At 46.2% G+C, this 15,412-nt stretch carries 12 protein-coding genes; 1 reads left to right on the top strand and 11 read right to left on the bottom strand.

From position 1 onward, the window contains the following. Positions 1–9: 9 nt before the first annotated feature. The 11 genes from nirD to R7Q48_RS16315 all read right to left on the bottom strand — a co-directional run bounded on the left by nirD (position 10) and on the right by R7Q48_RS16315 (position 13,460). Positions 10–345: a nitrite reductase small subunit NirD gene (gene nirD / locus R7Q48_RS16365; protein WP_318132385.1), complete on the bottom strand. Its 336-nt coding sequence runs from the start codon at positions 343–345 to the stop codon at positions 10–12. Further along, complete coding sequence (nirB, locus tag R7Q48_RS16360; protein ID WP_274792528.1) at positions 346–2,865, bottom strand: nitrite reductase large subunit NirB; 2,520 nt, start codon at positions 2,863–2,865, stop codon at positions 346–348. A gap of 10 nt (positions 2,866–2,875) precedes the next feature. Next, on the bottom strand, positions 2,876–3,712 hold the full coding sequence (locus tag R7Q48_RS16355; protein ID WP_318132384.1) for an ABC transporter ATP-binding protein: 837 nt from the start codon (positions 3,710–3,712) through the stop codon (positions 2,876–2,878). Positions 3,713–3,723: 11 nt separating this feature from the next. Further along, entirely contained in the window at positions 3,724–4,689 is a 966-nt protein-coding gene (locus R7Q48_RS16350; RefSeq protein ID WP_318132383.1) for an ABC transporter permease, read from the bottom strand. 72 nt (positions 4,690–4,761) lie between these two features. Further along, positions 4,762–6,126: a CmpA/NrtA family ABC transporter substrate-binding protein gene (locus R7Q48_RS16345; RefSeq protein ID WP_005375887.1), complete on the bottom strand. Its 1,365-nt coding sequence runs from the start codon at positions 6,124–6,126 to the stop codon at positions 4,762–4,764. Between the two features lie 265 nt (positions 6,127–6,391). Then, positions 6,392–6,973, bottom strand: a complete 582-nt coding sequence (locus R7Q48_RS16340) for an ANTAR domain-containing response regulator (protein WP_005375883.1) — start codon at positions 6,971–6,973, stop codon at positions 6,392–6,394. Between the two features lie 73 nt (positions 6,974–7,046). Further along, positions 7,047–7,964: a dienelactone hydrolase family protein gene (locus R7Q48_RS16335; protein WP_005375880.1), complete on the bottom strand. Its 918-nt coding sequence runs from the start codon at positions 7,962–7,964 to the stop codon at positions 7,047–7,049. A 229-nt stretch (positions 7,965–8,193) separates the two neighbouring features. Further along, entirely contained in the window at positions 8,194–9,147 is a 954-nt protein-coding gene (locus R7Q48_RS16330) for a glycosyl transferase family protein (protein WP_213877421.1), read from the bottom strand. After that, positions 9,144–10,049: a uroporphyrinogen-III C-methyltransferase gene (gene cobA / locus R7Q48_RS16325; RefSeq protein ID WP_213877423.1), complete on the bottom strand. Its 906-nt coding sequence runs from the start codon at positions 10,047–10,049 to the stop codon at positions 9,144–9,146. Before cobA ends, R7Q48_RS16330 begins: the two co-directional genes overlap by 4 nt. A gap of 20 nt (positions 10,050–10,069) precedes the next feature. Further along, positions 10,070–12,733, bottom strand: coding sequence for a nitrate reductase (locus tag R7Q48_RS16320; RefSeq protein WP_256902657.1), 2,664 nt, complete (start codon positions 12,731–12,733; stop codon positions 10,070–10,072). A 292-nt stretch (positions 12,734–13,025) separates the two neighbouring features. Beyond that, positions 13,026–13,460, bottom strand: a complete 435-nt coding sequence (locus tag R7Q48_RS16315) for a GNAT family N-acetyltransferase (protein ID WP_017634213.1) — start codon at positions 13,458–13,460, stop codon at positions 13,026–13,028. A 379-nt stretch (positions 13,461–13,839) separates the two neighbouring features. On the opposite strand from R7Q48_RS16315, the gene R7Q48_RS16310 reads away from it, so the two are divergent. Beyond that, positions 13,840–15,096: an aromatic amino acid transport family protein gene (locus R7Q48_RS16310; protein ID WP_086047610.1), complete on the top strand. Its 1,257-nt coding sequence runs from the start codon at positions 13,840–13,842 to the stop codon at positions 15,094–15,096. Positions 15,097–15,412 lie beyond the last annotated feature (316 nt).

The following is a 15,412-nucleotide window of genomic DNA, read 5'->3' as shown; positions in this document are numbered from 1 at the left end:
TTTCGAGGATCATTCTTCGACTATATGACAAACCTGATTATCGTCGACCGTTACTTGCCACGTTTTTAGACCGTTCGCTTCGTCTTCCAAACACTGCCCGCTCTTTAAACTGAAGTGCTGTTTATACAGTGGTGATGCAACACACATCTCACCATCAATATCACCGACAATCCCTCGACTCATCACATAAGCCTTACCAATTGGGTCCCAATCCTGAACAGCGTACACACCGCTATCTGGAATGTAGAATAACGCGACATGCTCGCCTTCAATCAATACAGTGGCACCGATGAACGGCATTAGGTCATCAAGCTGACACAATTTCACTTTGGTTAACGCTGCCATTTACACCTCCTGTTTCACTGGAATACGCTGACCGCGCACACGTTGGTACGGCAAGACTTTGCTGCCCGACGTGCTGTTCAAGAAAGGACGGAAGCGTTGCAATTTTTGAGGATTATCCAACGTACTCTTCCACTCACATTGATAGGTATCTACGACTCGTGCCATTTGTTCATCCAAAGAATCACATAGATTCAGAGAGTCATCCAAAATCACTTGTTTAAGGTAATCTAGGCCCCCTTCCATGTTCTCCATCCACACAGACGTGCGCTGCAAGCGATCTGCGGTGCTGACGTAGAACATCAATACTCGGTCGATCATGGTGATCAACTCTGATTTGGATAAGTCGGATGCAAACAAATCTGCGTGTCTTGGTCTCATGCCGCCATTCCCGCAAACGTATAGATTCCAGCCGTTTTCAGTGGCGATCACCCCAATGTCTTTACTTTGCGCTTCTGCACACTCGCGAGTACAGCCCGATACGGCAAACTTAAGCTTATGGGGCGCTCGCAATCCTTTGTAGCGGTTCTCTAACTCAATGGCTAATCCGACCGAGTCATCAACACCATAGCGACACCACGTAGAACCGACGCAAGATTTCACGGTGCGCACCGATTTGCCGTAGGCGTGCCCTGTTTCAAAACCAGCATCAATTAAGGTTTGCCAGATTTCTGGGAGTTGCTCTAACTGCGCACCAAATAAATCCACGCGCTGACCGCCGGTGATCTTGGTGTACAAATCATATTGCTGCGCAACTTCGCCTAGCACGATAAGTTTATCTGGTGTAATTTCGCCGCCCGGAACACGAGGTACAATTGAGTAAGAGCCATCTTTTTGCAGGTTTGCCATAAAGGCATCGTTAGAATCTTGCAGAGATTGATGTTGAGGCTCCATGATGTGTTCATTCCACAAAGAAGCAAACACAGATGCCGCTGTCGGCTTACAGATATCACACCCATGCCCTTTGCCATGCAGTGCAATTAAGGTGTCGAAGTCTTTGATTTGTTCCACTTGGCAAATATGGAACATCTCTTGGCGACTGAGCTCAAAGTGCTCACAAAGGTGGTTGTTAACCTCTACCCCCATGGCTGCCAGTTGAGTATCCAATACCGACTTGACCATATTGCTACAGCCACCACAGCCAGTACCGGCTTTGGTGTTGGCTTTAAGGTCCGTTAGGTTGGTAGTGCCGGCTTGAATCTCGGCAACTAAGTCGCCTTTTGTGACGTTGTGACAAGAACAGATGATGGCGCTGTCTGGCATCTCTCCATCCAGCATTCCGGTATCAAACAGCAGGTTCGCCGCGTGGTCTGGCAGAACCGTTTTGTTCAAATAACACTGTAAGAGCGCATCGTAGTCGCTGTTGTCACCAACGAGAATCGCACCAAGCAATTGGGTGCCGCTCGCATCAACCACCAGCTTTTTGTAGATGCCTGCAACCGCATCTTGCAACACCATTTCTTGAGCGCCTTCGGTTTGCATTTGTGCATCGCCGATAGACGCCACATCCACCCCAAGTAGCTTGAGCTTGGTGCTCATGTCTGCGCCTTTAAAACCCTCGCTTGGCATACCAGTCAAGACATCGGCAGTGGTTCTCGCCATGGTGTATCCGGGTGCGACTAAACCAAAGATCTTCTGATCCCAAAGGGCACATTCGCCAATCGCGTATATGTTTTCATCGCTGGTTTGGCATTGGTTGTTAATCACAATACCGCCTCGCTCGCCTACTTCTAGCTCAGCCATTTTTGCCAGCTCATCTTGAGGGCGAATCCCTGCGGAAAAGACAATCACATCCACTTCGAGAGGATCTTTGTCTTTAAACACCATGCGATGCTTAGCCGTTTCACCATCGCAGATTCGCTCCGTACCCGTCGAGGTATGTACGGTTAGCCCTAGCGCTTCAATCTTCTCTTTTAGCACTAAGCCAGCACCATCGTCTAACTGCACGGGCATCAGGCGGGGAGCAAATTCAATAACGTGAGTTTCTAACCCTAATAATTTAAGTGCGTTTGCCGCTTCTAAACCCAACAAGCCGCCGCCAATCACTGCGCCCGTTCTTGCGCCTTCACATGCTTTTTTGATTTGTGAAAGGTCATCAAGCGTGCGGTAGACAAACACGTTGTCTCGGTCTTTACCTTCAATTGGAGGCACAAACGGGTAAGAACCGGTCGCGAGCACAAGTTCGTCGTAACCCAGCACATCTTCACCATCAAGCAGAATGCGCTTTTGCTCTCTGTCGATGCCTGTTACTTGGCTGCCAAGTACGAGTTGAATGCCATGCATGTCGTACCATTCTTGGTTACTCAGCATCAAATCATCATGAGACTTACCCGCAAACAAAGAGGACAACTGTACACGGTCATACGCGATAAAACGCTCTGCGCCAATCACGGTAATTCGGTGCTCTAAATGCGCGTTTTTCTGTACTAATTGCTCGACGAGGTGTTGCCCGACCATACCGTTACCTACCACAACAATGTGGCTCAATGCGTTCTTTACTGGGATCGTTAAAGGACTGTTCATCGCTGCCTCCTTATGCCGTTTGCACTGCGGTTTTGGGTTTGTCGTCTTTCGAAGCAGGAATCTCGACTTTGGATTGCTTCTCGTAAAGAAACTTCAGCACCGCTTGTCGACACTTCTGATACTGCGCATCATCCGCCAGTGCTACACGCTCACGAGGGCGCGGTAGATTCACTTCTAACACTTCACCAATGGTTGCTGCCGGTCCGTTAGTCATCATCACGATTTTGTCAGATAGCAGCACGGCTTCATCCACGTCGTGGGTAATCATGATGACAGTGTTGTTTAGCTCGGCTTGAATCTTCATCAGTGCATCCTGTAGGTGTGCACGTGTTAACGCATCCAACGCGCCAAATGGTTCATCCATCAGCAGAACCTTTGGTTGAAGTGCCAGTGCTCTCGCGATGCCGACTCGCTGCTTCATACCACCCGAGATTTCATCGGGCTTTTTGTGCGCGGCATGCTGCATTTGAATCAACTCCAAATAGTGGTTCACTTGTTCCTGAATCCACGCTTTGCCCTTTTTGCCGGCAATTTGTTTTACTGCGAGCTCAACGTTTTGATACACGGTTAACCAAGGCAATAATGAATGGTTTTGGAACACCACTGCGCGGTCGGGTCCCGGTCCTGCCACCTCTCGTCCATCGACGACCACGCCGCCGTCTGTTGGCATGTGTAGACCCGCAACTAAGTTCAATACCGTTGATTTACCGCAGCCAGAGTGGCCAATCAGGGATACAAACTCACCTTTATTGATTTGTAAATCGACGTTCTTAAGCGCGATGAACTCACCATCTGGCGTTGGGAATCGCATCCCTAAACGCGTTAGATCTAATAATGCTTTTTCCATGATCTTTTCCCTTATCTCAACGCTTGTTGTTTATTCCAAGACAGCCACTTTTGAAGTTGCAGCATGCCTCTATCGAGCATCAAACCAATAAAGCCGATTGTGATGACCGCGACCATAATGCGACCCAATGATGCCGAGCTGCCGTTTTGGAATTCATCCCAAACGAACTTGCCTAACCCTGGGTTCTGCGCGAGCATCTCTGCCGCAATCAATACCATCCAAGCGATACCTAAAGAGAGACGTAAACCGGTGAAGATCATTGGAATGGCAGAAGGTAAAACGATGGTGCGAATGTGCTGCCACCACGAAAGTTGAAGTACTTTGCTCACGTTGATTAAGTCTTTATCAACGCTCGTTACGCCCACGGCGGTATTAATCAGCGTCGGCCACAAGCTACACAGCGCCACTGTGATCAGAGAGTTAATGAACGACTTAGCAAACATCGGGTCATCAGTCACATAAGTGGCACTCACCACCATAGTAACGATAGGCAGCCAAGCTAAAGGTGATACAGGCTTGAGCAATTGAATGATTGGATTGAACGCTTGATACAGCCCTTGATTAAGACCAAGCACGATGCCAATCGGAATCGCGATAACCGTCGCCAGCAAAAAGCCCGCAGTCACAGTCACTAAGCTTGTTATGATTTGATCGAAGAACGTCGGCTTACCTGTGTAGGGACGAATCTTCACTTCCGCGTCTGGATTCTTGGCTAACTTCGCAGCATTTCGTTTTTCCTGACGTTCGATAAACGCTTGTTCCTTTTCTCGCTCTTGCCAATGGTCATCGACAAGGTTGCTGAACTGCTGAAAAGTTTGCACAGGTCCCGGTAGCGTACCTAATGAGGTTTGCACTTCTCTCGCTGCTAAGTGCCACATTGCCAAAAAGATCAGCAAGCCAATGACGGGCAAAAGCACCAGCCTACTTCGGTTCACTACCTGCTTGGCAGGAAAAAGGGAAATGACATTACTAGACATACTCACTCCTAAGAAATTTACATCCTTGTTGCCACAAGCGAATTCCCTCGCCTGTGGCGTTTATCGTTATGGTTAAACCTTGTCTTTTCCTTTAAGCCCGATAGAGAACTTCTCTAGATATTTATTTGGCTCGCGACCGTCATAAACGATGTTGTCGATAAAGTGTGTTTGTGGCGCACGGAAACCATCTTCAGCACTAAAATCTGGGAAGTCTTTTTTGCTCAACACACCATCTTCAATTAGCGCTTGAGCTGCTTGTTGGTAGATATCTGGACGGTAAACCTCTTTCGCCACATCCATGTACCAATCATCGGATTTCTCGCTTGAGATCTGTCCCCAACGGCGCATTTGAGTCAGATACCAAATCGCATCGCTGTAATACGGATACGTGGCGTTATGACGGAAGAACACGTTGAAGTCTGGCACGTCTCGTTTGTCGCCTTTCTCGTATTCAAATGTGCCCGTCATTGAGTTGGCGATAACTTCGGCATCGGCTCCGACGTACTCGCTTTTTGATAGCATCTTCACTGCTTCTTGGCGGTTGGCATTGTCGTTTTCATCCAACCAATGTGCCGCTCGAATCAAGGCTTTCACTACGCGAATGTGTGTGTTTGGATATTTCTCAGCCCAAGCTTTGGAAACACCAAATACTTTCTCTGGGTTGTTCTTCCAGATCTCGTAGTCGGTCACGACTGGCGTACCAATGCCTTTGAATACGGCTTGTTGGTTCCATGGTTCGCCTACGCAGTACCCTTTGATCGTGCCCGCTTCCATTGTGGCTGGCATTTGTGGTGGCGGTGTAACACTCAAAAGAACATCAGCATCCAACTGGCCACTGTTATCGCCTGAGTCTGGTGCGTAAAAGCCTGGATGAATCCCCCCTGCCGCTAACCAGTATCGCAACTCATAGTTGTGCGTCGATACAGGGAACACCATCCCCATGTTGAACGGTTTGCCTTTATCCAGATAGCTGTCGACAACAGGCTTCAGTGCATCCGCTTTGATTGGGTGAACAGGTTTGCCATCTGGTTGTTTTGGAATGTATTGCTTCATCTGTTCCCAAGTATCGTTGGAAACCGTGATTGCGTTGCCGTTCAAATCCATACTGAACGCGGTAATCACTTCTGCTTTTGTGCCGACACCAATCGTCGCGCCCAATGGCTGACCAGCAAGCATGTGCGCGCCAGCAAGCTCACCATCGATGACTCGGTCTAAAAGCACCTTCCAGTTTGCTTGCGCTTCTAAAGTGACGTACAAGCCTTCGTCTTCAAAAAAGCCTTTCTCATAAGCAACCGCCAGCGGTGCCATATCGGTTAACTTAATAAAACCAAACTTCAGGTCTTCAATTTCTGGCTCACCTAACTCTGCCTTTACGCTGACCGTGGTGAATACCGATAACGAAATTGCTGACACTTTCAGCATCGAACTCCATTTCATTGGTTTGCTCCCATAAAAAAAGCGCCACTACTCCGAAGAGCAGTAGCGCCGTTGCTAAGTCTACAATTACCGCCGTTGATAATTGAGATAAGCGATTCAACAATAAACCCAATTCTACTAATCCAATTACTGTGCCAACTTATTTTTCACTGTAAATACAATAAATTAGTTTATTCTACCGTTTCTAATTCCCTGTTATTGCTTGCTGATAGTGCAACACGCACCACGTTAGAAAACGCACCCTAACCCCAAAGTGGTAGAGCAACTAATCCAACACTTCCAAAGTAGTTATCAAATTCTTGGCAACTTGTGCGAGCGTTTGGCTCGATTGCATGGCCGAATTTCTAAGCGCTTTATAAGCCTGATCTTCATCAACGCTGTGCATCTTCATCAGCAGACCTTTGGCTTTTTCCACCAGCTTGCGCTCTTCAATCTTGTGGGTCAGCGATTCAATTTCCGATTGCATACTTTCGAATTTCGCTCTCACTAATGCCGCATGCTCAATCCAAGGTTGAAGTGCAAACTCACTATCATGCGGCATGAGTACATAGTCCATTTTTTCTGATAACCGATTGATATCATTAGATGATAACTGCTTTAAGACGATAAGAAGTGGTGCCGATTTTCTGCGGCAGAAATCGACGATCAAACGCAGTTCCGCGGTTGGTTGCTGCCATCCAACCACAACGCTTGCCGACGGTTCTCGTTGCATTAACGTTTCTAGTTGTGCCAATTGGCAGCCGATGATGTTGTCGTAATCTTTGCTCAATAAGCCGGACAATCGAGCCTGCTCTTGGAGGCTATCACAGCATACTATGATGGGTGTTTTTGACGTTGATTGAGTCATGCACATTCCTTGTTTATATCTCACTCACTAAGAGAGACATAACAAGGAATGTGCCAACTAAAGCTGAAGCGTTTTAACTAGAGGCAAGATGTTCTTTGAAGAAGCCGAGTGTACGTTCCCAAGCGAGCGCTGCTTCTTCCGGTGCGTAGCGTGCCGTTGAGTCGTTATGGAAGCCGTGGTTGACGTTTTCATACATTAACGCTTGATACTGTGCGTCGGTCGCGATTAACTGCTGCTCATAGGCAGGCCATGTGTCGTTAACACGCTTATCGAGCCCTGCAAAATGAATCATCAACGGTCCTTTGACTTGCTTTTGGATCTCTTGCGCCGCTGGTGTTCCATAAAAAGGCACACCTGCATCGAGTTCTTCAGGCATTACCGCTGCAAGCATATTGACAATGTATCCACCGAAGCAAAATCCAACCGCGCCCAATTTACCGTTGCCACCCTCGTATTGTTTGAGGAAGTTAGCGGCTGCAATAAAGTCTTGTTCGATCTTGGCTCTGTCCATCTCTTTCTGCATCGCGCGACCTTCATCGTCGTTCCCCGGATAGCCGCCGAGTGGATAAAGCGCGTCTGGAGCGAAAGCAATAAAGCCGTCTTTTGCAAGTCGTCTTGCGACATCTTTGATATAAGGGTTCAGACCTCGGTTTTCATGAATCACCAACACGGTCGGCGATTTCAAGGTCTTCTTCTGTGGCATCACCAAATAACCACGCCCTTCTCCATGCCCATTTGGAGATGGAAAGGTTTCGTAAGTTGCTTTGATGTCAGGATCGTTAAATGAAACTTGTTCTGCGAGTGCGTAATTCGGGGTTAACGCATCGACCAGTGCTGTCATACTAAAGCCGAGCACAGCAAGGCCACCCAGCCTATTAAGAAACTCACGGCGCGTGATTTTTCCGTGGGCGTATTCGTCGTACCAATCGAAGGCTTCTTGCGGGATCGGGTGAGAAGCCTTTTCACTAGGAGTGGTATGCTTTAGAACCATTATCCATGTCCTCTGTGTCTTACCATATGGGATTTTCTCATTCTCAAACGCGAAGCTAAAAACGAACGCGATTGAGGCTAAAACTGCGGTTTCACCACTCTGATACGAAGCAAGGTGGTGAAACACATCATTGGCGAGCTAGGATCTTTTACCTTCTTCAAACAATAGATAATGGATTCAGATTCAACAACTTTGCGTCGTTGGTTTTACATTAATTGACAATAGTGCGTCATTGCTGGGCGCAATAGGCTTGCCAGTAAGAGAAGGCTCGTTCGAATGCTTTTTCTCTGTCGTGCATTTGTGCAAATAGCACCACTGTCATGGTGGCAAGAACCGTATTCACCATTTGATTCATGTCGTCTTCTGACGTCCCAAATGGGCAATTCGCAGGCATTGGTACCTCAGACAGCATTTGCTCCGTCCAGTAGTGCGATGTCACGCCGCTTGTTTGGCTTAACCATACGGTTTGACTTACTTTCGGGTTGTATTCTGACTCACCCGATTGTCCTTTGAATGACACAACGGCATGAGCGGTTTGACCAATCTCGTATTCGACTTCAGCATGAAGTTGTTGAAACCCAGGATGGAAGCTACCACGAATACCAACCGTCGCCTGCCCCGGATTCAATGCACGAACCACGGTATTAATCGGCGTTCTAAGCCCATAACGATTCTTCCAACCGATCATGGTTTCTGCTTGAGGAGCGAACGCACTGAGCGGCAGATACACGATGTTTTGCGTTTCTAAGACACGCTTTGCTTCTTCTGCTGATTCCGCTTTCTCGATAGCAAACTTGTCGAGGTAATCTTCTGCGTGTAAACGTCCAGATTGGCGATCGTGATAGCCGTGCATCAGCACTTTATGGCCATTATCGGCGAGGATCTTCGCCGCCAACAGGTGCCAAGGCTGACCTGCCGCTTCACGTTTGCCTGCATAACATGGCCAGTCAATGTCTGCACCAATAGCAGGCATGCGGGATTGGAATGCTTTCACAAAGCCAGCGATTTCTTGTTGAGTCTCGTTCTGTACGCGGATCAGCATCAATAACATCGCCATCTGATCGTCGTCGCACTCACCGTTTAGGTATTCATCCATAACTCGAAACGCTTGGTCAAAGTTCAGTGGTTTTCTACCACGTTCGCCACGACCGACTGTTCTAATACATTCCAAAATGCTGCTCATATTCCCTCGTATTCCGTCACTGACTGTACGGTTTCTATTAGTTGTTCGCGCAGTTTGACAACTTCTCCCATCACAATCAATGCTGGGCTCACGCCTTTAAGTGTAATCGATAAATCATTGAGCTGATTGAGTTGGGTAACATGAACTTGTTGTTGAGGACTGCAACCATGAGTGATGATCGCGACAGGGAAATCTACTCTTAAACCAGAGCCTATTAAACCCGTTTGTATTTGCGATGACTTTTCTAACCCCATATAGAAGACTAACGTTTGTCCGCTTTGCATCAGTTGGCTCCACGCTTCAAATGCGCCTGTAACCACTTGCCCCGTCACAAAGGTAACGCTGCGAGCAACGCCACGATGAGTCAGCGGAATCAAGCTGTTTGCTGAACATCCAATCGCAGCGGTAATGCCGGGAATGACTTCGTACGCGATTGAGTGTTTGACGAGCGCTAATGCTTCTTCGCCTCCACGGCCAAATACGAAAGGATCTCCCCCTTTTAAGCGCACAACTCGCTTTCCTTGTTGAGCGAGCGATACCATCAAGTCACAAATTTCTTCCTGACCAATACTAGGTTGTCCGCATCGTTTGCCCACGTAAATCCAATCGGCTTGTGGCGGAGCCAACTCCAAAATATCTTTGTTAACCAAACGGTCGTACAGCAGAATCTCTGCCGACATAATCGCTTTCACTGCCTTCACGGTTAACAAGTCAGGATCGTGCGGCCCTGCTCCGACAATCGAGACAAAACCTTTGTGGTTCGCGTCGAGGTCTATTGAATGGTCTTCTAAAAGTTGGTTCAGTTTGCTTGCTTGGTCATGCTTAGAAAAGCGAGACGAGCGTTCTTGTTTCTGACTCGCTTGTCCTTTCTTAAACCAAGACTTTTGATAAGGCGCTTCCATGTGCTTATCCTCTTTATGACTTACTTTATTTGAATAGCCAGACTTTGCTGGTTCGCTTGCTGTTTGCCCTTTTGATGCTGATGGCTGTCGACCATTTGTTTGATTTGAGAGACGCACGAGCCACAGTTAGTGCCGCATTTGAGTTTGTTTTGAAGTTGAGTCAGTGAAGTGCAGTCTTGCTTCTCCATCGCGTCATGTATTTGTTTATCAGTAACCCGGAAACAACTACAAACCAGTTTGGCACTGCTTTGCGATTGAGTGATGGTAAGCAGTTGCGATAGCTCCATCGGTTTGCCAATCAAGCCGGTAAAGTTGGTGTAGTCGGTTTGAATCGGTTCACTAGACACCACCAAAACAGAGCGAATGATACGAACGTCTCCAACAAGGTCGTAATCCACGGCTAGCCAACCTTGGGCAATATCTATCGTAATTCTGCGGCTCTTTTCCGTTCGACAAAAACTCTGCTTCTTTGGTCGCTTATCGTGTGCAAAGCGCCAAATGCCCAAATTGCTTTCTGCTTGAAATGCGCTGTAGAGAAATTTACCGGAATCAAACTGTGTACCAATGAACATACCGTAGGTTTTTACCGCCGCATCTTGCACTTCAACATAAGACGACTTAAACGCAGGCTGTCCGGAAATAGGGTCTTTTGCGCTGTTTACTATCGCGTTAACACTGCTTTCACCGCCATATCGACCCGCCCAGTGCATTGACATAAACAGCTCCTGAAAACCCAAACCTTCATCAATGGCAACTTTGGCATATATAACGGTGTTTGAAGTAGGCTGAAACAGCTTGGTGAGTTGTCCTGCTTTTAAGCAATTTTGAGTGGCAGAGAGTGTGTTCATGTACACGGTTGGTTCTAACTCAGAGGCGGCAAGGTGTACGATATGCCCTGTGCGCGTCATGGTATGCCATTGGTCGCGTTGCCTACCCGTATTGAGCCACCAGCCTTTTGTTCTCTCTAAACGTGTTGGAGATTCACTGGTCACGACAAAACGCGCTTTTCCATCTGGGTGCGAATAGATTCCATCAGAAAAAGGACGCTCTCCTCCCCATTGTGTCGGTACCCACTCTTCGTATTCTTGCTCGGTTAAGTTCGCGTATTGAGAAAGATCTAGCTTCAAAGGTGAATCTGCATTCATGCCTGTCATAGCCGCATATTCCCTGAATACCGCCCGCTCAGAAGTAAATGCAAAACCATTTTGTGTCTTTTCCAATGCACACAGAGCTTGTCCGACTTGGCTTATCGCCCACCAATCTGATTTTGCTTCACCCGGAGGCGTTTGAAACTGGCGCTGCCTTGAAAGTCGACGCTCAGAGTTGGTCACCATGCCTTGCTTCTCCCCCCAACCAGCGGCGGGCAGCAATAGGTCCGCGTAATGCGCAACATCCGAATCCGCGGTGATATCGGAAACAATCACAAACGGACAAATCTCTAGTGCTCGTTTTACCAATTGGTTATCTGGCAAAGAGACAACAGGATTGGTTGCCATGATCCACAGAACTTTAATCTCATCACGTTCTACCGCCTCAAACAGTTCAACGGCTTTTAAACCGGGCTGAGTGGCAATTTCTGGTGAATCCCAGAACGCCTGCACTTGCTTGATAGACTCTGCGTCAAAAGCACGATGAACCGCTAACTGGTTGGCCAATCCACCGACTTCTCGCCCACCCATTGCATTCGGTTGACCTGTAATAGAAAACGGCCCGCAACCTGACTTGGCAATTTTACCTGTCGCCAAGTGTGCATTAATGATTGCATTGCCTTTGTCTACGCCATTTTCGGCTTGGTTTACCCCTTGGCAAAACAGCGTGATTGCTGTTGGGCTTTGCGCAAACCATTGGAAGAATGTCGTGAGTTTTTCTTCTGAAATGCCAATGGAAGACGTTAGATTAGTGACATCGTAACGCAAATCAGAAGCTTCTTCTGCAAGCGCATCATACCCGTCGGTATAGGAATTTATGTATTGAGAATCAACGCATTGCTGCTCAATAAGAAACTTAAGCAGCCCATTAAAAAGTGATACATCCCCATCGTTTTTAATCGGTAGATGCAAATCGGCTTGCTGCGCGGTGACCGTTTCACGCGGGTCAATGACCACCAGCTTGAGGTTAGGATTGCTTTCTCTCGCTTGTTGAATACGTCGGAATAAAACAGGATGCGTCCAAGCGGTATTAGCACCGCAAATTATCAATAGCTCAGTCTTATCAATATCGTCGTAATTGACGGGAACGACATCTTCACCAAATGCTCGTACATGAGCCGCAACCGCCGAAGACATACACAAACGGGAGTTCGTATCGATGTTTGCGCTGCCAACATAGCCTTTCATGAGTTTGTTGGCGACGTAATAGTCTTCCGTCAACAACTGGCCTGACACATACATCGCGACGGAATTCGACCCAAACTCTGCTTTCGCTTGATGAATCTTTTCTGCAATCAGATCCGTGGCTTGTTGCCATTGTACTTCTTGCCCTTGAGGTCGCTGCTTGGTGACAAGCTTTGGATACAGCAAGCGCGAAGGCATATTCAAGCTCTCTGCCAACGCGACGCCCTTTACGCACAGTGAGCCCGCATTTGCAGGATGACACGCATCCCCAACGATTCCTTTCGCATTGACCTCGACACCACATCCAACACCACAATAGGGACAAGTGGTTTTTTTGCATCCTTGCGACATAACACCTCCAGTGTGATTCAGCCCAACTTACTAGCAAAAAAAAGCCTCTCCCGAATCGAGAGAGGCAGCAATGCCTTTAACGCTGTTAGTACATTTTCAAAAAGTAATACCCTATACCGCTCTCGCCTGCTATTAAGAGCGGCGCATCGAGTTATCGATGAACGTTTATGTAAAGCAAGTGAGGTGCCAAGATTAAAAACCCTTACTATACAAAGGGTTAGCTTAAAACCAATTATAGCAACGTAATGCTACGCACTGATTGTGTGCAAATTTCGGTCATTATCGTGCAGTATTACTTTACTAATTCCATAACTAACCTGGATTCTTCGTCACCAAAATAATGCGCTTCTTCTTCTAACGTTTTAAAGCCAAGGGAGAGGTATAAAGACAATGCAGGTTGGTTCTTAGGATCGACAGTCAATTTCACGCTTGAGCCTAACGTCAACGACGCAATAACGTTTTCTAGGAGGGAACGCGCAATACCTTTACCTCTATGTTGAATATCGACGGCCAATGACATGATCCAATATTGATGTGCATTTGTGCTAGTCGTTAGCAATATATACCCTGCGACCTGCTCTCCCTCTTTTGCTACCAGTAAACTCTCTCCCCAACAATCAAAAGCTTGCCGAAAGAAAAATTGAGGATAGGCGTGTTCTCCAAATAAAGTATTTTCGAGCTTATATATGGCAAATAAGTCCTCTTTTTGCGCAGACAAGATGTCCATTCAATGACTCCTTCTTTAACATGAATGGCAGCAGTATACCTAAATCTCATCTAAATGACGGGACACAAACATCTCAATTAAGTGCTTAAGAAATGTAATATTCTTCCTGAAAATTAGGCCTAACTCACTTAGAACATACATCCGTGATTAAGTTTTAACCGCAAAATCAAAAACCATACAAGATGAAAATTTCAAAACATACAACCATTAAGATCATTAAAATTAAGAACTTTATTCTGGTTTATTAAAAAATTCATAGTTGGATAATTTACAACCACCCCAAATCCACAGCATTATTCACCAAGCTTCGCATGTGATAATAAACACTAAAACCTTTACCATTTTCAGCATTATTATTTTTATAAAAGCGAGTTTTAAAGTGAAAGAATCTCGAAATGCCTTAAATCCTAGTGAAATAAACACAACCACAGCTTGGTCAAAACATGATACACATTGGGTTCTTAGCCTATTTGGAACAGCCGTTGGCGCAGGCATCCTGTTTCTGCCAATTAACCTTGGGATTGGTGGTTTTTGGCCTTTAGTCGCGATGGCAGTACTTGCTTTTCCAATGACCTATCTTGCGCACCGTGGCTTAGCTCGTTTTGTACTATCTTCTAAGATCAAAAACGCAGACTTCACTGATGTAGTGGAAGAGCACTTCGGCGCAAAAGCAGGTCGTTCTATTTCACTGCTGTATTTTCTTTCGATCTTCCCGATCCTGTTGATATATGGGGTTGGAATAACAAACACAGTAGATAGCTTCATGGTAAATCAGGCTGATATGGCTTCTTTACCTAGACCTTTGCTTTCTGGCGTACTAGTGTTTGCACTAATTGCTATTATGATGGCGGGTGAAAAAGTAATGCTACGGGCCTTTGCCATTATGGTGTTCCCACTTGTTGCCATTCTTGCCTTTCTATCATTTTACTTAATACCGAACTGGACCATGCCTGTCATGGATATGCCAGAAGCGTCAGCTTTTGCTAGCACTATGTGGTTAGCAGTTCCTGTAGTGATTTTCTCGTTTAGTCACGCAGCTGCAATTTCAAGCTTTGCAAATGTACAACGTCGCCATTATGGTAAGCAGGCAGATGCCAAATCCGAAGTTATTCTTCGTCGCACTAGCATCATGCTTATTGCCTTTGTTCTTATTTTTGTATTTTCCTGTGTGCTAACACTGTCACCTGAACAATTGGCTCAAGCAAAAGAACAAAACGTATCCGTATTGTCTTACTTAGCGAACGCAACCGATAATCCATTTATTGCAACACTTGGTCCTTTAGTAGCGTTTGTTGCTATCACTTCATCTTTCCTTGGGCATTTTTTAGGTGCGCGTGAAAGCTTAAATGGTTTAATTACCAAGCATTTTAACCTATCTGAGAAGCGTGTTGATCGTATCAGCGTGGCAGCACTGTTCTTCTCAATCTGGGCGGCGGCGATCATGAACCCAAGTATTCTTGGTATGATGGAAGCATTGTCAGGGCCTGTTATTGCAATGATCTTATTTATTATGCCAATGTTAGCGGTGTATAAAATCGAGGCGATGAAACAATATCGAGGAAATGTCTCTACTTACTTTGTTCTAGCAGCAGGCATTGTGGCGGTAAGTGCATTGATTTTTAGCTTCTTCAGCTAATAACTAAAGACTAGCTTGGATTTTCAGGGGAATACCTTACACAAGGTTAAGGTGATTCCCTGAATTTTCTTACTCTTTAAAAGGTAATCATCGTTACCCTTGACTCTTAAATAAGAGCGAAAACACCCGCAATCATAAGTACTGAAGCGATGCAGGTCCGGCCGATAATACCGAAGTGCGAAGGTTGAATCATTTCATTATGCATAGTTAATCTCCTATTTATTATAAAAGCCATTTTTTATTGGCTTAATAACACTATGTCTAATATCCAGTTTTTTAACAACCCATACAAACATTAAATATTTATGACAGAAAC

The sequence above is a fragment of the Vibrio sp. 378 genome, from assembly GCF_033339435.1.
Note: the sequence above shows the minus strand (reverse complement) of the source record. Positions and strands in the feature narration are given on the sequence as shown.

Bases quoted from the DNA above. Each gene is read 5' to 3' on its own strand.
- R7Q48_RS16345 (WP_005375887.1), bottom strand. From the start codon at position 6,126: ATGAAATGGAGTTCGATGCTGAAAGTGTCAGCAATTTCGTTATCGGTA.
- nirB (WP_274792528.1), bottom strand. From the start codon at position 2,865: ATGAACAGTCCTTTAACGATCCCAGTAAAGAACGCATTGAGCCACATT.
- R7Q48_RS16355 (WP_318132384.1), bottom strand. From the start codon at position 3,712: ATGGAAAAAGCATTATTAGATCTAACGCGTTTAGGGATGCGATTCCCA.
- R7Q48_RS16335 (WP_005375880.1), bottom strand. From the start codon at position 7,964: ATGGTTCTAAAGCATACCACTCCTAGTGAAAAGGCTTCTCACCCGATC.
- R7Q48_RS16320 (WP_256902657.1), bottom strand. From the start codon at position 12,733: ATGTCGCAAGGATGCAAAAAAACCACTTGTCCCTATTGTGGTGTTGGA.
- R7Q48_RS16330 (WP_213877421.1), bottom strand. From the start codon at position 9,147: ATGAGCAGCATTTTGGAATGTATTAGAACAGTCGGTCGTGGCGAACGT.
- R7Q48_RS16340 (WP_005375883.1), bottom strand. From the start codon at position 6,973: ATGACTCAATCAACGTCAAAAACACCCATCATAGTATGCTGTGATAGC.
- R7Q48_RS16315 (WP_017634213.1), bottom strand. From the start codon at position 13,460: ATGGACATCTTGTCTGCGCAAAAAGAGGACTTATTTGCCATATATAAG.
- cobA (WP_213877423.1), bottom strand. From the start codon at position 10,049: ATGGAAGCGCCTTATCAAAAGTCTTGGTTTAAGAAAGGACAAGCGAGT.
- nirD (WP_318132385.1), bottom strand. From the start codon at position 345: ATGGCAGCGTTAACCAAAGTGAAATTGTGTCAGCTTGATGACCTAATG.
- R7Q48_RS16350 (WP_318132383.1), bottom strand. From the start codon at position 4,689: ATGTCTAGTAATGTCATTTCCCTTTTTCCTGCCAAGCAGGTAGTGAAC.